General features: G+C 63.5%; 14 protein-coding genes. 8 read left to right on the forward strand and 6 right to left on the reverse strand.

Translation table 11 applies throughout. From position 1 onward, the window contains the following. Nucleotides 1–5: 5 nt before the first annotated feature. Nucleotides 6–1,040 (forward strand): aldo/keto reductase, encoded by a 1,035-nt coding sequence (locus ACFFNA_RS20510; protein ID WP_378921114.1) that lies wholly within the window; start codon nucleotides 6–8, stop codon nucleotides 1,038–1,040. Nucleotides 1,041–1,204: 164 nt separating this feature from the next. Here ACFFNA_RS20510 and ACFFNA_RS20515 read toward each other — a convergent pair whose 3' ends face one another. Beyond that, a complete protein-coding gene (locus ACFFNA_RS20515) occupies nucleotides 1,205–1,477 on the reverse strand; it encodes an usg protein (RefSeq protein ID WP_111548407.1) in 273 nt (90 codons plus the stop codon). Nucleotides 1,478–1,793: 316 nt separating this feature from the next. On the opposite strand from ACFFNA_RS20515, the gene acs reads away from it, so the two are divergent. Together acs and ACFFNA_RS20525 are read left to right on the forward strand one after the other, a co-directional pair. Beyond that, nucleotides 1,794–3,749 carry an acetate--CoA ligase gene (gene acs / locus ACFFNA_RS20520; RefSeq protein WP_378921117.1) on the forward strand — a complete coding sequence of 652 codons (1,956 nt, stop codon included), beginning with the start codon at nucleotides 1,794–1,796 and terminating at the stop codon, nucleotides 3,747–3,749. Further along, nucleotides 3,749–4,498 (forward strand): MOSC domain-containing protein, encoded by a 750-nt coding sequence (locus ACFFNA_RS20525; protein WP_378921119.1) that lies wholly within the window; start codon nucleotides 3,749–3,751, stop codon nucleotides 4,496–4,498. Before acs ends, ACFFNA_RS20525 begins: the two co-directional genes overlap by 1 nt. On the opposite strand, the gene ACFFNA_RS20530 is transcribed toward ACFFNA_RS20525, so the two are convergent. From ACFFNA_RS20530 to ACFFNA_RS20540, 3 genes are all read right to left on the reverse strand, one after another. Further along, nucleotides 4,499–5,767 carry a class I SAM-dependent methyltransferase gene (locus ACFFNA_RS20530; protein ID WP_378921121.1) on the reverse strand — a complete coding sequence of 423 codons (1,269 nt, stop codon included), beginning with the start codon at nucleotides 5,765–5,767 and terminating at the stop codon, nucleotides 4,499–4,501. Nucleotides 5,768–6,165: 398 nt separating this feature from the next. Continuing rightward, nucleotides 6,166–7,584, reverse strand: coding sequence for a pilus assembly protein TadG-related protein (locus ACFFNA_RS20535; protein ID WP_378921123.1), 1,419 nt, complete (start codon nucleotides 7,582–7,584; stop codon nucleotides 6,166–6,168). A 387-nt stretch (nucleotides 7,585–7,971) separates the two neighbouring features. Further along, on the reverse strand, nucleotides 7,972–8,841 hold the full coding sequence (locus ACFFNA_RS20540; RefSeq protein WP_378921125.1) for a transglutaminase-like domain-containing protein: 870 nt from the start codon (nucleotides 8,839–8,841) through the stop codon (nucleotides 7,972–7,974). A gap of 169 nt (nucleotides 8,842–9,010) precedes the next feature. On the opposite strand from ACFFNA_RS20540, the gene ACFFNA_RS20545 reads away from it, so the two are divergent. Next, nucleotides 9,011–9,682, forward strand: a complete 672-nt coding sequence (locus ACFFNA_RS20545) for an HAD-IA family hydrolase (RefSeq protein ID WP_378921127.1) — start codon at nucleotides 9,011–9,013, stop codon at nucleotides 9,680–9,682. Between the two features lie 94 nt (nucleotides 9,683–9,776). Here ACFFNA_RS20545 and ACFFNA_RS20550 read toward each other — a convergent pair whose 3' ends face one another. Beyond that, entirely contained in the window at nucleotides 9,777–9,998 is a 222-nt protein-coding gene (locus ACFFNA_RS20550) for a DUF1674 domain-containing protein (protein ID WP_111548414.1), read from the reverse strand. A gap of 102 nt (nucleotides 9,999–10,100) precedes the next feature. Here ACFFNA_RS20550 and htpX point away from each other — a divergent pair, with 102 nt between their 5' ends. The 4 genes from htpX to purH all read left to right on the forward strand — a co-directional run bounded on the left by htpX (nucleotide 10,101) and on the right by purH (nucleotide 16,152). Continuing rightward, nucleotides 10,101–11,123 (forward strand): zinc metalloprotease HtpX, encoded by a 1,023-nt coding sequence (gene htpX, locus ACFFNA_RS20555; protein ID WP_378921129.1) that lies wholly within the window; start codon nucleotides 10,101–10,103, stop codon nucleotides 11,121–11,123. Beyond that, nucleotides 11,120–12,508 (forward strand): RsmB/NOP family class I SAM-dependent RNA methyltransferase, encoded by a 1,389-nt coding sequence (locus tag ACFFNA_RS20560; RefSeq protein ID WP_378921131.1) that lies wholly within the window; start codon nucleotides 11,120–11,122, stop codon nucleotides 12,506–12,508. The genes htpX and ACFFNA_RS20560 overlap by 4 nt, the downstream gene beginning before the upstream one ends. A 146-nt stretch (nucleotides 12,509–12,654) precedes the next feature. Beyond that, nucleotides 12,655–14,379 carry a heparinase II/III family protein gene (locus ACFFNA_RS20565; protein WP_378921133.1) on the forward strand — a complete coding sequence of 575 codons (1,725 nt, stop codon included), beginning with the start codon at nucleotides 12,655–12,657 and terminating at the stop codon, nucleotides 14,377–14,379. Between the two features lie 156 nt (nucleotides 14,380–14,535). Beyond that, entirely contained in the window at nucleotides 14,536–16,152 is a 1,617-nt protein-coding gene (gene purH, locus ACFFNA_RS20570) for a bifunctional phosphoribosylaminoimidazolecarboxamide formyltransferase/IMP cyclohydrolase (protein WP_378921135.1), read from the forward strand. A 151-nt stretch (nucleotides 16,153–16,303) separates the two neighbouring features. Here the strand turns inward: purH and ACFFNA_RS20575 are convergent, their stop codons facing one another. After that, complete coding sequence (locus ACFFNA_RS20575) at nucleotides 16,304–17,680, reverse strand: MFS transporter (RefSeq protein ID WP_378921137.1); 1,377 nt, start codon at nucleotides 17,678–17,680, stop codon at nucleotides 16,304–16,306. Nucleotides 17,681–17,684 lie beyond the last annotated feature (4 nt).

Below are 17,684 nucleotides of genomic sequence, written 5' to 3' on the forward strand. Positions count from 1 at the left end.
AGAAAATGGACTATCGACCTCTCGGTGCATCGGGCCTGAAAGTGCCCGCACTCTCATTCGGCGCGGGAACCTTTGGCGGCTCCGGCCCGCTGTTCGGCGCCTGGGGCAACAGCGACGCCAGGGAAGCGCGGCGGCTGATCGACATCTGCCTCGAAGCCGGCGTCAATTTGTTCGACACCGCCGACGTCTACTCGAACGGCGCGTCGGAAGAAGTGCTTGGCGAAGCCATGAAGGGCCGCCGCGATGCCGTGCTGATCTCGACCAAGACCTCGCTGCCGATGGGCGACGGCCCGGCCGATTACGGCTCGTCGCGTTCGCGGCTGATCAAATCCGTGGACGATGCGCTGAGGCGCCTCGGCACCGATTACATCGACCTGCTGCAGCTGCATGCCTTCGATGCCGGCACGCCGATCGAGGAGGTTCTGTCGACGCTGGACGGGCTCGTGCGCGCCGGCAAGCTTCGCTATGTCGGCGTCTCCAATTTCTCCGGCTGGCAAGTGATGAAGTCGCTGGCGCAAGCCGACAGCCGAGGCTATCCGCGTTATGTCGCGCACCAGGTCTATTATTCGCTGGTCGGCCGCGATTATGAGTGGGAACTGATGCCGCTTGGCCTTGACCAGGGCGTCGGCGCGCTGGTGTGGAGCCCGCTCGGTTGGGGCCGCCTGACCGGCAAGATCCGCCGTGGAGCAAAGCTGCCGGAAAAGAGCCGGCTGCACGACACCGCCAGCTTCGGCCCGCCAGTCGAGGACGAGCATCTCTACCGGGTCATGGATGCCCTTGACGCGGTGGCCGAAGAAACCGGCAAGACCGTGCCGCAGATCGCCATCAACTGGCTGCTGCAGCGCCCGACCGTGTCCTCGGTCATCATCGGCGCCCGCAACGAGGAACAGCTGCGCCAGAATCTCGGCGCCATCGGCTGGACCTTGATGCCGGAGCAGATCAGGAAACTCGACGCCGCGAGCGAAGTAACCGCGCCCTACCCCTATTTCCCCTATCGTCGCCAGGAAGGTTTCGCCCGCCTCAACCCGCCGGCGGTCTGAGCGTCGTGACACATCAACCGTTCGGGATCAGGGAGATTCAGGTCAGGCCGAGTCGAGAATGGTGGCTTCCGAGAACCGGAGCGGAGCGTACTTAAAGTACGTGGGCACCGGAAGCGCAGGAACCCGCCATTCGCAGGCCGGCCTCACCTGAATATCGGCACGTCCTAATGCAGCACGAACTCGCCGTCGACCTTGCGCCATTCGTTCGGCGCGATCAGCTTCTGGTGCGTGTAAACAACCGAATGCAGCGGCCCGTCGAGCCTGGTCTTCCAGAATTCGATGAACCGGATCAGCACCGGAAATTCCGGCGCCAGATCATAATCCTGCCAGATGTAGCTCTGCAGCAGATGCGGATGGTCGGGAAAGTGATAGAGAATCTTGGCCGTGGTCAGGCCATAGCCCTTGAGCATCAGGTCCATTTCGGAATGGTCGCGCATTGCTATCCCCTTGGGCGGTCCTTGGTTGAGTCTCCTTTCCTCCCAACGTCAGAGTGTGCGCGCCGTTGCTTAACTGTCTATTGATTTTTCCTGATCGAAAACGGGTTTTCCGCGCGAAAACATGCAGTTAGCAGCGGTATCGCCCGAGTGCTGACAGCAGGCGCAAGCCTGTCTGCGGCATCCCGCCGCGCAAACCCAACGTCTAATATTGCCGTGACGGCGGAACTGGTAATAATGCCGCCGAATTCGCGGCCGCGTCGCCGCGATCCCGCCGGCGTTTCAAGCCCGCGGATTGGTTTGGGAGGAAAGTGAAGAAATGTACGAGGTTCATGTCCATCGCGTCCAGCCGGCGTGGAAGAAAAACGCGCTGATCGACAATGACACCTACCTGAAATGGTATGCCGACAGCGTCAAGAACCCGGACAAGTTCTGGGGCAAGCACGGCAAGCGCATCGACTGGTTCAAGCCTTTCAGCAAGGTCAAGAACACCTCCTTCGATGGCAAGGTCTCGATCAAATGGTTCGAGGATGGGCTGACCAACGTCTCTTACAATTGCATCGACCGGCACCTGAAGAAGCGCGGCAACCAGACCGCCATCATCTGGGAAGGCGACAACCCCTACGACGACAAGAAGATCACCTACAACGAGCTTTACGAGCATGTCTGCCGGCTCGCCAATGTGATGAAGAAGCACGGCGTCAAGAAAGGCGACCGCGTCACCATCTACATGCCGATGATTCCGGAAGCCGCCTATGCGATGCTGGCCTGCACGCGCATCGGCGCCATCCACTCGATCGTCTTCGGCGGCTTCTCGCCGGACGCGCTGGCCGGCCGCATCGATGACTGCAAGTCGACCTTCGTCATCACCGCCGACGAGGGCCTGCGTGGCGGCAAGCCGATCCCGCTGAAGGACAACACCGACAAGGCGATCGAGATCGCCGCCAAGGCCGGAACGAAAGTCGAAAAGGTGGTGGTCGTGCGCCGCACCGGCGGTAAGACCGGCTGGGTGGCCGGACGCGACGTCTGGTACCACGACGAGGTCGCGACGGTGAAGGCCGAATGCAAGCCGGAGAAGATGAAGGCCGAGGATCCGCTGTTCATCCTCTACACCTCGGGTTCGACCGGCAAGCCGAAGGGCGTGCTGCATACCACCGCCGGCTACCTCGTCTATGCCTCGATGACGCACCAATATGTCTTCGATTACCATGATGGCGACATCTACTGGTGCACCGCCGATGTCGGCTGGGTCACCGGCCACAGCTACATCGTCTACGGGCCGCTCGCCAACGGCGCCACCACGCTGATGTTCGAAGGCGTGCCGAACTATCCGTCGCAGTCGCGCTTCTGGGAAGTCATCGACAAGCACAAGGTCAACATCTTCTACACCGCGCCGACGGCATTGCGCGCGCTGATGGGCGCCGGCGATGCGCATGTCGCCAGGACGTCGCGCAAGTCGCTGCGCGTGCTGGGTTCGGTCGGTGAGCCGATCAATCCGGAAGCCTGGGAGTGGTATTACAACGTCGTCGGCAACGGCAAGGTGCCGATCGTCGACACCTGGTGGCAGACCGAGACCGGCGGCATCCTGATCACGCCGCTGCCCGGCGCCACCGACCTCAAGCCAGGTTCGGCGACCCGGCCGTTCTTCGGCGTCGAGCCACAACTGGTCGACGGCGAAGGCAAGGTGCTGGAGGGTGCCGCCGACGGCAATCTGTGCATCACCGATTCATGGCCCGGCCAGATGCGCACCGTCTATGGCGACCACGACCGCTTCGTGCAGACCTATTTCTCGACCTACAAGGGCAAGTACTTCACCGGCGACGGCTGCCGCCGCGACGCCGACGGCTATTACTGGATCACCGGCCGCGTCGACGACGTCATCAATGTCTCCGGCCATCGCATGGGCACGGCGGAAGTCGAATCGGCACTGGTCAGCCACGACAAGGTTTCGGAAGCCGCCGTCGTCGGCTACCCGCACGACATCAAGGGCCAGGGCATCTACTGCTACGTCACGCTGATGGCCGGTGAGCAGCCGAGCGAGGAATTGCGCAAGGAACTCGTCGCCCATGTCCGCAAGGAGATCGGTGCCATCGCTTCGCCCGACAAGATCCAGTTCGCGCCCGGCCTGCCCAAGACGCGCTCGGGCAAGATCATGCGGCGCATCCTGCGCAAGATCGCCGAGGACGATTTCGCAGCACTTGGCGACACCTCGACGCTGGCCGATCCAGCCGTTGTCGAGGACCTGATAGCCAACCGGCAGAACAAGAAGGGCTGATGCAGGGCGAGGCTTTGTTGGGCACTGTCAGCGACCTCTGGCGCTATCCGGCGAGTTCGCTTGCCGGCGAGCGCCTGGACGCGATTTTGGTGGATCAGGAAAGCATCGACGGCGACCGCATGTTCGGTCTCGTCGATGTTTCCGACAACGAAATCGCGCGGCCGGACCGCGACGTGAAATGGCACAGAGTGCCGCGCATCAAGACCCGGTTACCGCCAAACCGCGAATTGGAGGTTGCCGTTCCGGACGGCGACTGGCTGGCGGCGCCTGGGGCCGAAAGCGATCGCGCCGTTTCGGCCTATCTCGGCTTCGCAGCCGCGATCCGGCCGTTTCGGAGGGAAAACGCGGCGCCCGGCTATTCCGGACCGTTGACCGCAGAGCGTTACCGCAAGGCCCCGATCCACCTGCTGACTACGGCGTCACTGGCACGGCTGAAGGCATTGCACCCCGAAGGCGTCCCCGACCCGCGCCGCTTCCGCCCCAACATCGTCGTCGACATGGCGCCGATCGAAGGATCGTTCCCGGAGACGGAATGGATCGGCCGCAAGCTGGCGATCGGCGACCTACTGCTGACCATCTCCGAGCCATGCCGCCGCTGCGGCTTCACCATCATCGCCCAGGATGGTTTCGATCACGACCCGGCCATCCTGCGCAATCTGGTTCGTCACAACGCGCACAATCTCGGCGTCTACTGCACGGTCGACCAGCCCGCCCGCGTCGAAATCGGCGCAGCGATGCGATTCATCTGATCATCGGTAGAGATCAGCCCGCGTCGGCGGCAGGCCGCTCGGGCCGCGTGCCCGTCTGGTGACAACGGTCTGAAAAATCTGCGCCGAGGCGCGTTCGAAGGTGATCGAACAGCCGGTGAGATAAAGCAGCCACAGGCGTGCCTTGGCTTCGCCGACCTCGGCGATCGCCTCGTCGAAGCGGGCGTGCAGACGCTCCGCCCACAGCCTGCAGGTGCAGGCATAGTGCTCGCGCAGGTTCTCGACATCATAGACGAGGAAGCCATGCGCTTCGAAATTGCCGAGCGTCATGCCGATCGTGTCGAGTTCACCGCCGGGGAAGATGTATTTGATCAGCGCCTTGTATTCCGGTCCCTTGCGCAGGGTTTTCTTGATGTCGCCCTTGCTGCGCCTGGTAATGGCGTGATGCAGATAGACGCCGCCCGGTTTCAGCAACCGGTGGATGGTGGAGAAATAGGCGGCATGGTTGGCGAGCCCCAGATGCTCGAACATGCCGATCGACGATATCTTGTCGAAGCTACCGGAGAGCTCGGCGTAGGATTTTATTTCGATGGTGATCTTGTCCTCCAGCCCTTCGGTGCGGATGCGTTCGCGGGCAAGGTTGGTCTGTGCCTCTGACAGCGAGACACCGTGGCCGACAACACCATAGTTCTTCACGGCATGGATCAGCATCGCTCCCCAGCCGCAGCCTATGTCGAGCAGCCGCTCGCCGGGCTTCAGCCGCAGCTTGCGGCAGATATGGTCGAGCTTGTCGATTTGCGCCTGATCGATGCTATTGGCGAAATCCTTGAAGTATCCGCAGCTGTAGACCATGCGCTCGTCGAGGAAGAGCTGATAGAAGGCATTCGAGATGTCATAGTGATGCTGGATCGCTTCCTGGCTCGAACCGCTGACGAAGGGATTGCGCCCCGAAAGATCGGTCCGCGCCGTCATCTGTTTCCTTGAAAACAGCACGGCCGGCAGGTCACGCAGGATCGCCAGCTTTGGCAATGCCTTGAGTTTCGACCTGAGCTTGCCTTGCGAAGGCAGTGCGTAGAAATCAAACAGCGATCCGTCTTCGACATCGACCGCCTTGGAAATCCACATCTCGATCAGCGTCGAGAAGTTGGGTCGGCGAACCATCTGCCAGACAATGTCGGGGTCGTTGACGGTGAGCACGGGGCCGGTGGCGGGGCCAATCCGCTCGCCGGTCCAGAGCTTGACAGCAAAGCCCGGCTTCAACGTTTCAACAACCGTTCGAACGATCCGCGCGGCCTTGTCGGTGGCGTCCATGCTTCCTCCCAGAAGGCAGAGCGCCAATGTTGTCTGTTTGCCCCCGGACCGCAAGCCGCCCGTCTGGCCAGCCTGTCTGGAAAGACACACATCCGGCTTTTTGACGGAGCCGCCTTGCCATTTGCCAAATCAGACCCCATCATCTCGGTGTGTTCAACAAATCGAAAGGAGGTGATCCGATGTCGAGTGATTTCGTTTTCCAGAACGTGGCCTCAGCGGATTGCACTTTCGGGAAGCAGTCTTCCCGTTAAGGCGCGAGATGCGCGGCGGGTGACCTCACAGGTCGCCGCCATTGGCCGCGCCACGGACGGAAACACGGAAGGCCGCGGCTTCGAAGGAAGCGGCGGCCTTTTCCTTTTGGACCAAAATCACGCAGAACTGCCCGGCTTCTCAACGACTCATTTGGCGACGGTGATCTTCTCGATGTTCCGGACGATGTCGTCGAACGCCTGCTTCAATTCCGCGCCGGTGGCAGCCTCGTAATAGTGTTTCAGAGACGACGTGTCCGCCGTGGAGCAGTCCTGAAGCACGCTTTTTGCCTGGTCCCGTTCGGTCACCGTCATGGTCGGATCGTTCAAGTCGAAGCCGATCGTGAAGATCTCGATACCGTCGCGCTTCATCTCACCGCAAATGCCTTCGGCATTGCCGCGCGACATCTGGCCCGCATTCTGTGAATTTGGCGCACCGCGCCCGCCGGCGAAGGCTGTGTTGAACTGGCCGTCGGTCATCAGGATGGCGACCTTGGCGACTTTCCTCTTGTCGAAATTGGCGGGACCCGCACCGAGCCCGGCATTGACGATGGTCGAGCGCCACGAGGGTGAAAGCATGTAGTAGCCCCACTGCGCAGCGATGCCGCCGGCGGTCACGCCAGCCGCGCTGAAATCGTCGATTGTGTCGAGCAGCTTGTCCTCGTCGGCCGACAGCGGGATGAGTTCCGGCGTCGGGCAGGTTTTCATGTGATCGTCCCGATTGATTTTGGCCAGGTACTCTTTGCCATTGTTGTCCCACCGCGATGTGAAAGGCCCGTCGGACGAAGTGTCGGCATAGCCATCCTTGTCCTTGCGTTCGGTGGCACATTTGTCCGGCGCTGGTGTCACCGACACTGAAACCGGAGCATCCACAGGTGGCGGCAGATCCGGCCCGCCCTTCGTCTCGACGAAGACGCTGTCAGCAAGACCGCCAGTGTTCACTGCTTCGGCATAGGGAACAATCGCCACATGCACACGCGGATTTTTCGGATCGATGTTGTTGTCCAGCAGATCCTTGACAGCCCCAGACGCGGCGACTTTCAGGTCGCCGATCTTGTTGGTCTTGGCCCATACATTCGGCCCCATCGACCCGGTCACATCGAGCATCATCGCCACTTCGATGGTCTTGTCCGAGTAGAGCGCCGTTGTGGAAGCGGCGACGCGTTTCATGTCACCCATGTTGAAAATCGGGAAATACAGGGCGACATCGACATGGGCGTCCGCCTGGACCGTCTTGGCGGTCCTGTTGACAATCAGCCTGTCCATGACGATCTGGTCGGCCGGCAGGATGCCTGCCTGGCTGTTGGCGTCGAGAAAGGCCTGCACCGATGCGTTGGCATCGGCTTCCCTAGTGACGCCGGTCGTCAGGTCGCGCGCCGTCGACGTCACAGCGGCGTCGACCACGCCCTGCAGGCTCGATCTGGCATTGTAGAGCTGCGTTACATTGACGGAAAAGCCAATAGCTAGCGCCAAGACCGAGGCGGTAAGGCCGAACAGGACCGCGAAATTTCCACCGCGATGTCTGGCGAAGACGCCAACCGCGTGAACAAGACCCCCGTAATTCCGCATCCTACAGCCTCCACTCGCCTCGGCCTCGTCGCCGCGGGAAGGACAATGCAGGATTCCAGCCGGGTGACGCCGCCACGGGGCAGAAGACCAGCCGTGTGCCAACAACTTGTTGTTTTTGTTTGGTTTCGAGCTGCGTAAAGGTGAACGACTGGTAAACAGAAAAACGATCTTGCGGCTTCGTTTACGAGCCGCTTACCATGATCAGACCAAGGGATCCCGGAATGCACGATGACGTCCTGTTGCGGCACAGGACTTCTGTGCCGAAGCGGACCAGCTGTTCCTAAATCGCAGCTGTCCCGAAAACGAAGTGCAAAATGATGCGGCTGCCGGGACCTAGGGTGTGTTGCGATTGAGGTCAGGCCGGCTTCACCTGAATATCTGCACACCTTAGGCAAGCATTTGCGCGCTGACGGTCCTGTCGATGCCGTGATAGGGCGGGTTGAACAGATTGCCTTCCTGCTCATAGGTCCACACCTTGAACAGGCTCAGCCGGTGCGGGCCGAAGCTGTGCAGCAGCGGTACGTCGGTGGCATCGCGGCCGCGCGCGATGACGACGCGACCGATCCTCGGCGTGTTGTGGCGGGGATCGAACGTGTACCATTTGCCGTCGAGGAACACTTCCAGCCACGCCGAGAAATCCATCGGCGCCGGATCGATCGGCACGCCGATGTCGCCGAGATAGCCGTTCACATAGCGCGCCGGAATGTTCATGCAGCGGCAGAGCGTGATCGCCAGATGAGCAAAGTCGCGGCAGACGCCGACGCGTTCCTCATGCGCCTGGGCCGCGGTGCGGGTCGGACGCGCATAGCCATAGCCGAACGATAGCCGGTTGTGGACATAGTCGACGATCGCCCGCACCCGCGCCCAACCCGAGGGGACATGGCCGAAAAGCTGCCATGCTAGGGCGCTCAGATGATCGGTCTCGCAATAGCGGCTGCCGAGGAGATAACCGAGCACCTCGTCCGGCAGTTCCGCCACCGGCACTTCCCTGGCCAGTGTGTTGACTTCGTCGGTCTCGCCGCTGTCCTCGATGACTGCATCGTAAAGAATGCGAAAGCCGCCGGCGGGCGCGGTGAAGCGACGGCAGGCATTGCCATGCAGATCGTGGTAGAGCCTAGTCGGCACGGCAGGCGACGTCAGCACCCGCGTCTGCCGCTTGATGTCGGCCTGCCTGTCCTTGTGGATCTCGAGCAGTGAAATCACCGGGGTGGCCGCGGTGCATTCGATGGCGATTTCGTAGCCGAGCCGGATCAGCATCGCAGTCCCCCCTCGATTATCGCGGAAAACAGTTTTGTTGAAACGCGAGAGCCGGGCTGTGGTTCCCTGGAATCATCGAAAAGATGATCCCTCGCACCTTCCCATAAAGAGGCCGCAACGTTAGGTTCGGCGATCGCCGCAAGCGCTCCCCCCCAACTCAAGGAAAACCATGTTCGCAGGCAAAAAATTCGCGGCCTTCCTCTTCGATATGGACGGCACGCTGCTCAATTCGACCGCTGCCGCGGAACGCGTCTGGAGCAATTGGGCGATGGGGCACGGCCTCGACGTGGCGGCTTTCCTGCCAACGATGCATGGCAGGCGGGCGATCGAGACCGTCCGCCGGCTGGCGCTTCCCGGGGTCGACCCACAGCACGAGGCGAACGAGATTACGCGGGCCGAAATCGCCGATGTCGAAGGGGTCAATGCCATCGCCGGCGCCGCTGCTTTCCTGGCTTCGTTGCCGCCGCAGCGCTGGGCGATCGTCACCTCATCGCCGCTCGCGCTTGCGCTGGTGCGGATCGAAGCGGCGGGCATCCCGCGTCCGGCGACGATGGTCACGGCGGAAGACGTGGTTCACGGCAAGCCTGCCCCCGACTGCTTCCTGTTGGCGGCCGAACGGCTTGGCTTCGACGCTCACGACTGCGTGGTTTTCGAGGACGCAACGCCGGGCATCCAGGCGGGCGAGGCGGCCGGCGCTACGGTGGTGGTGATCACCGCGACACATCAGTACAAGATGGAAACGCCGCACGAAACCACTTTTGACTACAGCAACCTGACGGCAGTCACCGACGCCCAGGGCCGGCTTGGTCTGGAGCGTATCCAAAGCGCCGCGGCTTCCTGATGCAGGTCGCCCAAAGGCATGCCCACGGCCTGACCCGAGGGTGCGCAGCGGTTTTGGGACAGCGACATGCCTAAAAACAAGGCCTGGCAAACGCCTAGAAATCGCTGGTCAGGCCCTTGACCTCCCAGTCGCCGTAGCGGCCGGGTTCCTTGCCGCCACGGCCGCCGATTTCCTTCGGCGCCGCGGCTTCCTTCTCCAGATACTTCACCCGCCTTGCTTCGGCTTCCGCGAGGGCACGGCTGGCTTCCGGCGTCAGCGCCTTTGGCTGGACGTCATGGCCAAGGTCGGCATCGGTTTTACTGGTTTCGTCGTTCATGCGATATTTCCGGCGGATTGAAACGGGAACTGGCATTTCCCATCATATAGCGATGAGCCCACAGGGATCGAGCCCCCTTCACCAGCTGGACAGGAGCAGACGATGAACACACTTCGCACCGCCATGCTTCTTGCCGCGATGACGGCGCTGTTCATGGGAGTCGGCTTTTTGATCGGCGGATCGGGCGGCATGATGATCGCGCTGGTCATCGCCGCCGGCACCAATCTGTTCAGCTACTGGAACGCCGACAAGATGGTGCTGTCGATGAACCGCGCCGTCGAGGTCGACGAAAAGAACGCGCCCGAATATTACGCCATCGTTCAGTCACTGGCCCAACAGGCCGGCCTGCCGATGCCGAAGACCTATCTGATCGACAATCCGCAGCCGAACGCCTTCGCCACCGGCCGCAACCCGCAGAATGCGGCGGTTGCCGCCTCCACTGGCCTGCTGCAGCGGCTGAGCCATGAAGAAGTCGCTGCAGTGATGGCGCACGAGCTCGCCCATGTGCAGCACCGCGACACGCTGACCATGACGATCGTCGCCACCTTTGCCGGCGCCATCTCGATGCTCGGCAATTTCGCCTTCTTCCTCGGCGGCAACCGCGACAACAACAATCCGTTCGGCTTTGTCGGCGTGCTGGCGGCGATGATCGTGGCGCCCTTCGCGGCGATGATCGTGCAGATGGCGGTCAGCCGCACCCGCGAATACGAGGCCGACCGGCGCGGCGCCGAAATCTGTGGACACCCGCTCTGGCTGGCGTCCGCCCTTGACAAGATCGCCCGCGGCGCCGAACGCATTCCTAACCCCGATGCCGAGCGCAATCCGGCGATGGCGCATCTCTTCATCATCAATCCTCTTTCCGGCGAGCGCATGGACAGTCTGTTTTCCACCCACCCGAGCACCGAAAACCGCATCGCCGCGCTGCAAGCGATGGCGCGCGAGATGGAAGGCGGCGACACTCGGGTCGCACCGCGCCAGGCGCCGATGCCGCGGCAGGCGGACGAACAGCAGCCATCGGGCCCGTGGGACCAGGCAGCTCGGCCCGAGCAGCCGGCAGAACCGGCCGGGCCGAAGCCCAATCCGTGGGGGCGCAACCCGACCCGGCCCAAAGGCCGGTGGTCGTGAGCGTGGCGGACAGAGGACCTCGACGCACCGTTTCAGGCGATCCGGAACACAATGCCGGAGGCGACTTCGTTGCCGGTCTCGCCGCCCGCAAGGCGGCTGCACGCCTGCTTGCCGCTGTCATCGACGCCAGGACGCCACTCGACGGACTGACCGATCATGAAAACGGCCACCCGCAATACAAGGCCCTCGACCTGCGCGATCGCGGCCTGGTGCGCGCCATTCTGGTCACCGCACTGCGCTATCGCATGACCATCACCGGGCTGCTGGCGCGGCGCCTGGAAAAGCCGCTGCCGCCCAACGCCACCGCGCTGTCGCACATATTGCATGTGGCGGCCGCGCAGATCCTGTTCCTCGACATTCCCGACAGCGCCGCCGTCGACCTGGCCGTGACCCACGCCAAGTCCGACCCGCGCACGGTGCGCTTTTCCGGCCTGGTCAACGGCGTGCTGCGCACGCTCGCGCGGATCAAGGAAGCCGAACTTCCGACAACCCTTGCCGCTACCGACGAAGCGCCGAAATGGTTTTCCGACCGGCTGAAGGCTGCCTATGGCAATGAGAAGGCCACACAGATTCTCGCCGCCCATCGGCACGAGGCGCCGGTCGATTTCTCGGTCAAGGCCGATCCCGAAGTCTGGGCCGAACGGCTTGGCGGCATCGTCCTGCCGACCGGCACGGTGCGCGTGGAAAAGCTTGCCGGACCGGTCACCGAATTGCCCGGCTTTGCCGATGGCGCCTGGTGGGTCCAGGACACCGCGGCCAGCCTGCCAGCGCGGCTGTTCGGCGATGTCAGAGGGCTCCGCGTCGTCGATCTCTGTGCCGCCCCTGGCGGCAAGACCGCTCAGCTCATTCTCGCCGGCGCCAAGGTCACCGCCGTCGACACCTCGAAAAACCGGCTGGCGCGGCTGACGCAAAATCTCGAACGTCTCGGCCTGTCGGCCGACATCGTCCAGGCCGACCTGCTCAAGTACGAGCCGGAGGAATTGTTCGACGCCGTGCTCCTCGACGCGCCCTGCTCATCGACCGGCACGGTGCGGCGGCATCCCGACGTGCCGTGGACCAAGACGGCGGCCGATGTCGAGAAGCTCGCCGACCTGCAACGCAGGCTGCTCGCCCGCGCCGTCACGCTGGTAAAACCCGGCGGCAGGATCGTCTTTTCCAACTGTTCGCTCGACCCGATCGAGGGCGAGGACCTCTATCGCGCCTTTCTGGCCTGCACGGCTGAAACAGCCAACGATCCGCTGCAGCAAGGAGAGATCGCCGGCATCGATCCGTTCCTGACGCCGCAAGGCACGCTGCGCACCACGCCCGCCGATCTGGACCTCGGCGCGCCGGAACGCTCGGGCCTGGACGGCTTCTTCGCCGCCCGCATACGCCGAGCCGGCTAAGGATTTAACCACCCGGATTTACTGACTTTTTTAGGGAGGGTCGGGGGCAAAACCGGGTGACCGGCGCCGCCCGATGGAATTCGCCTTCGCACGAGTCGTGCAATCATGTAAACTTGCGCCGGGGTAGAGGACGATCAGGAGGGGATTTGGCACTTGCTGCCAGCAACACGACGCGTCTATGGACGCTTGTCGCGAAGGAGTTCTGGCGCAAAACGCGCCGGCGCCTGCGTGCCGGGCCGATGTATCGTTGGCGCTATTCCGGCCGCACGCCCGAACGTGTGCTGATCGCGCCGCCGGACCTGCGTCTGGCCGACCCCCAGATCGCGCTCGAGATCTACTACGGCCGTTATCCCTTGTCGGGGCATCTGGTCGAGACCGGCGGCAAGTCGCCCTTCCAGATCAACGTGCCCAACCATGGCTGGCAAAAGACGCTGCACGGCTTTCGCTGGCTGCGCCACATGCGTGCCGCCGGCACTGAGCTCGCCGCCGCCAATGCCCGCGCGCTGGTCTCCGACTGGATCACCATGCATGGCAGCCATATTTCCGGCATCGCCTGGGAGCCCGGCACGACGGCCAAGCGCATCATCGCCTGGCTGCAGCATTCCCCTGTCGTGCTGCAGGGCGCCGAATTCCCCTTCTACCGCGCCTTCCTGAAGTCGCTTGCCGTCCAGATCCGCTACCTCAGGTCGATGACGCGCGAAATGCCGGATGGCAAGGACAGGCTGCGCGCCCGCATCGCGCTGGCCTTCGCCGCCCTGTCCTTGCCGGCGCCGGCATCGGCGCTGCGCGGCGCCACCCGCAACCTTGCCGGGGAGCTCGACCGCCAAATCCTTGCCGACGGCGGCCACATTTCGCGCAATCCGATGGTCGTCCTGGAAATCCTCGCCGACCTTTTGCCGCTGCGTCAGACCTATGCCAACCAGGCCGAAACGCCGCCGCAGGCCCTCATCGGCGCCATCGACCGCATGCTGCCGGCGCTGCGCTTCTTCCGCCATCAGGACGGCAGTCTCGCCCGCTTCAACGGCATGGGCGCCACCATCCACGACCGGATCGCCACCATCCTGCGTCACGACGACACCGCCGGCTCGCCGCTGCTGCATGCGCCGCATTCCGGCTATGAGCGCCTGTCGATGGGCGGCGTCACGGTTATCGCCGACACCGGCCTGCCGCCGCCGGTCGACGTGTCCAATGCCGCGCATGCTGGCTGCCTCGCCTTCGAACTGTCTTCCGGCCGCCAGCACTACATCGTCAACGCCGGCATCGACACCTATGGCGTCGCCGAGTTCCGGCCGCTGGCACGCGCCACCGCCGCGCACTCGACCGCCACCATCAACGACACCTCGTCGGCACGCTTCACCCATTCGCTGCGCGTCAACGACCTGCTCGGCTCGCCGTTGATCGGCGGCCCGCAACATGTGCAATGCAAGCGCGTCGACCAGAAGGGCGTTCAGGGTTTCATCGCCCGTCATGACGGCTATGTCCCACGCTTCGGCTTCGTGCACGAGCGCGAGCTGAAATTGTCGTCGAACGGCAACGTGCTGACCGGTAGGGATCGCTTCCAGCGGCCCGGCAATGCCACGATCCGCAACAACGGCCGCGACTTCGTCACCGTCCGCTTCCACGTCCACCCCGACGTCAATCTGCTGCAGGACGAGCACGATCGACTGGTCCTGGCCGGCGATCAGGCCGACACCTGGGTGTTCACCTCCAGCGAAGTGGTGCCGGAGGTCGAGGAATCGATCTATTTCGCCGGTCTTGGCGGCCCGCGCCGCAGCCGCCAGATCGTGCTTGCCTTCAAGGCCTCGGAAGTCGCCGAAGTCCAGTGGCAACTGACGCGCACCAGCATCGCCGGTTACCCGGAAAACAACTGATCGTATCTGCCTCGCGCATGAGGCCGAAAAGTTGCAGACTTTTCGGATAAACATCATGCGGCAACAAGAGCCAGGCAGCGCTTCCGGTTTGATTTCCCGATATCCTGTGCTAGGGCGCGGGCACCCACCACACCAGCCGTGAAAGGCCGCCAGCCCATGGCCGTCGCCGCCAAGAACATTCCAGCACCCGACCTCGTTCCGGTCCGTCGCGCCCTGCTCTCCGTTTTCGACAAGACCGGACTGATCGATTTCGCCAAGGCGCTGGCGGCCGCCGGCGTCGAGCTGGTCTCGACCGGCGGCACGGCAAAGGCGATCGCCGAGGCCGGCCTGGCCGTGCGTGATGTCTCCGAGCTCACCGGTTTTCCCGAGATCATGGATGGCCGCGTCAAGACCTTGCATCCGTCGGTGCATGGCGCGCTGCTTGGCGTGCGCGACGACCCGGAGCATGCCGCGGCAATGCGCAAATACGGCATCGAGCCGATCGATCTCGTCGTCTCCAACCTCTATCCGTTCGAGGAAGTCCGCCGCTCCGGCGCCGACTATGCCGCGATTGTCGAGAACATCGACATTGGCGGCCCGGCGATGATCCGGGCCTCGGCCAAGAATCATGCCTATGTCGCCATCGTCACCGACCCCGGCGACTACGCCTCGGTGCTGAACGCGCTGGAGATGAACATCGGCTCGCTGTCGCTGGATTTCCGCAAGAAGCTGGCGGCCAAGGCGTTTGCCCGCACCGCCACCTATGACGCGGCGATCTCCGGCTGGTTCGCCGAGGCGCTGGAGATCGAGCATCCGATGTGGGGCGCCTTCGGCGGCAGGCTGGTCGAGGTAATGCGCTACGGCGAGAACCCGCACCAGAGCGCCGGCTTCTACGTCAATGGCGACAAGCGGCCGGGCGTCGCCACGGCACGCCAGCTGCAGGGCAAGCAGCTCTCCTACAACAACATCAACGACACCGACGCCGCCTTCGAACTGGCCGGCGAGTTCGACCCGAACCGCTCCGCCGCCGTCGCCATCATCAAGCACGCCAACCCGTGCGGGGTGGCCGAAGGCACGTCGCTGAAGGCCGCCTACGCCAAGGCGCTCGCCTGCGATCCGGTCTCGGCCTTCGGCGGCATCGTCGCCATGAATCGCACCCTCGACGCCGAAGCTGCCAAGGAGATCGTGAAAACCTTCACCGAGGTGATCATCGCGCCCGACGCAACCGACGAAGCAGCCGCAATCATCGCGGCGAAGAAGAACCTGCGCCTGCTGGTGACCGGTGGCCTGCCGGACCCGCGCACGCCTGGCATGACGGTCAAATCCGTCGCCGGCGGCATGCTCGTCCAGGGCAGGGACAATGCCGTGGTCGATGACCTCGAGCTGAAAGTGGTGACCAAGCGTGCACCGACACCGGCCGAAATGACCGACCTGAAATTCGCCTTCCGCATCGCCAAGCACGTCAAGTCCAACGCCATCGTCTACGTCAAAGACGGCGCCACCGTCGGCATCGGCGCCGGCCAGATGAGCCGGGTCGATTCCTCGCGCATCGCCGCGAGGAAGGCGCTCGACGCGGCCGAGGCGGCTGGCCTTGCCGAACCGCTGACCAAGGGCTCGGTCGTCGCCTCCGACGCTTTCTTCCCCTTCGCCGACGGATTGCTGTCAGCCATCGAAGCCGGCGCCACCGCCGTCATCCAGCCGGGCGGCTCAATGCGCGACGACGACGTCATCGCCGCCGCCGACGCGCACGGCATCGCCATGGTGTTTACTGGCGTGAGACACTTCCGGCATTAGTTCCGGCAAAGAGGCGTCCCGAGAATTCGCTCCGCTGAGTCGGATGGCGTGGGTTTCGAGAACCGGAGCGGAACGGACATTCAAGTCCGTGAGCACCGGAAGCGCAGAAAACCGCGTCAGGCGGCCAGCGGAGTAGAATTATCGAACGCCTCTACTCCACCGGCTGGTCCGCCGGATAGGGCGTCCTGATCAGGATCGCCATGCCTATGGCCAGGAACAGGATGATCACCGCCATGCCGAGCCGCGCCGAGTCGCTGACGGCGGTGATGGTTGCCACCAGGAACGGCGCCAGGAAACTGGTCGCCCGTCCGGCCAGCGCATAGATGCCGAAATAGCGGCCGGATTCCGCCGCCGTGACGCTGCGTGCCATGTAGGAGCGCGACGACGCCTGCACCGGCCCGAAGGCCAGCCCGATCAACAGGCCATACATGATGTAGGCTTTTTCAGCCGCGGTGCCGAACAGGCCGCCCGAATCGACCGTCGAGAGCTGTATCAGGCCGAGCAGCGTGAAGCCCGGACCGGTCGAGACGACGCCGATGGTGGCGATGGACAGCATGACCAGCGCAATCATCACCACCACCTTGGAGCCGAGTGCGGTGTCGAGGCGCGCCGCGACCCAGCAGCCAAGGATGGCGACGACATTGAGGATGATGCCGAACATGCCGATCTCGGTGATCGACCAGTGGAACATCGCCGCCGCAAAGGTGCCGCCCAGCGCCAGCAAGGCGTTGACGCCGTCCTGATAGATCATGCGGGCGACGAGGAAGCGGAAGATGCCGCCGCGCTGGCGCACCTCGGCCAGCGTCGATTTCAGCTCCGACAGGCCTTCGCGCACCGCGGGCCCGATCGGGATGCCCTTGATGGCATCCGGCGTGAAGAAGAACATCGGCAGGATGAACAGGAAGTACCAGCCGGCCGACAGCGGCCCGGTTGCGCGCGCGTCCTCACCGAGCTTCGGGTCGAGCCCGAACAGCGGGTCGATGCCGATGATCGTCTTGCCGGTCTCGGGCGAGCCGGCCATGCAGGTGACGACGAAGATCAGCGCGATCATGCCGCCGAGATAGCCGAGGCCCCAGGCGATGTTGGAAATGCGGCCGATTTCGCTTTTCGGCACCAGCCGCGGCATCATCGAGTCGTTGAACACGGTCGAGAATTCGGCCGCCACCGAGGCCAGCGAGAACAGGGCCACGACCAGGAACAGGTTGGAGCCGGGGGCCGCGAACCACAACAGGCAAAGACTGGTGATCTTGATCGCGGCGAAGAACCCGATCCACGGCTTGCGCGGTCCGGTCTGGTCGGCGATCGAGCCGAGGATCGGCGACAGCACGGCGATGACCAGCCCGGCCGCGGCAATGCCGTAGCCCCAGACCGCCTGGCCGGTATTGGGATCGCTCGCCATGCGCGAAACGAAATAGGGGCCGAAGATGAAGGTGGTGACGACGGTGAAGAACGGCTGCGCCGCCCAGTCGAAGAACATCCATCCCCAGATGCCACGCCCAGACGCACGCTGCACTGTTACCTCGGCCATATCC

The organism is Mesorhizobium kowhaii (genome assembly GCF_042431665.1).
Classification (GTDB): Bacteria; Pseudomonadota; Alphaproteobacteria; order Rhizobiales; family Rhizobiaceae; genus Mesorhizobium; species Mesorhizobium kowhaii.

Bases quoted from the DNA above. Each gene is read 5' to 3' on its own strand.
- ACFFNA_RS20510 (WP_378921114.1), top strand. From the start codon at position 6: ATGGACTATCGACCTCTCGGTGCATCGGGCCTGAAAGTGCCCGCACTC.
- ACFFNA_RS20515 (WP_111548407.1), bottom strand. From the start codon at position 1,477: ATGCGCGACCATTCCGAAATGGACCTGATGCTCAAGGGCTATGGCCTG.
- acs (WP_378921117.1), top strand. From the start codon at position 1,794: ATGTACGAGGTTCATGTCCATCGCGTCCAGCCGGCGTGGAAGAAAAAC.
- ACFFNA_RS20525 (WP_378921119.1), top strand. From the start codon at position 3,749: ATGCAGGGCGAGGCTTTGTTGGGCACTGTCAGCGACCTCTGGCGCTAT.
- ACFFNA_RS20530 (WP_378921121.1), bottom strand. From the start codon at position 5,767: ATGGACGCCACCGACAAGGCCGCGCGGATCGTTCGAACGGTTGTTGAA.
- ACFFNA_RS20535 (WP_378921123.1), bottom strand. From the start codon at position 7,584: ATGCGGAATTACGGGGGTCTTGTTCACGCGGTTGGCGTCTTCGCCAGA.
- ACFFNA_RS20540 (WP_378921125.1), bottom strand. From the start codon at position 8,841: ATGCTGATCCGGCTCGGCTACGAAATCGCCATCGAATGCACCGCGGCC.
- ACFFNA_RS20545 (WP_378921127.1), top strand. From the start codon at position 9,011: ATGTTCGCAGGCAAAAAATTCGCGGCCTTCCTCTTCGATATGGACGGC.
- ACFFNA_RS20550 (WP_111548414.1), bottom strand. From the start codon at position 9,998: ATGAACGACGAAACCAGTAAAACCGATGCCGACCTTGGCCATGACGTC.
- htpX (WP_378921129.1), top strand. From the start codon at position 10,101: ATGAACACACTTCGCACCGCCATGCTTCTTGCCGCGATGACGGCGCTG.
- purH (WP_378921135.1), top strand. From the start codon at position 14,536: ATGGCCGTCGCCGCCAAGAACATTCCAGCACCCGACCTCGTTCCGGTC.
- ACFFNA_RS20575 (WP_378921137.1), bottom strand. From the start codon at position 17,680: ATGGCCGAGGTAACAGTGCAGCGTGCGTCTGGGCGTGGCATCTGGGGA.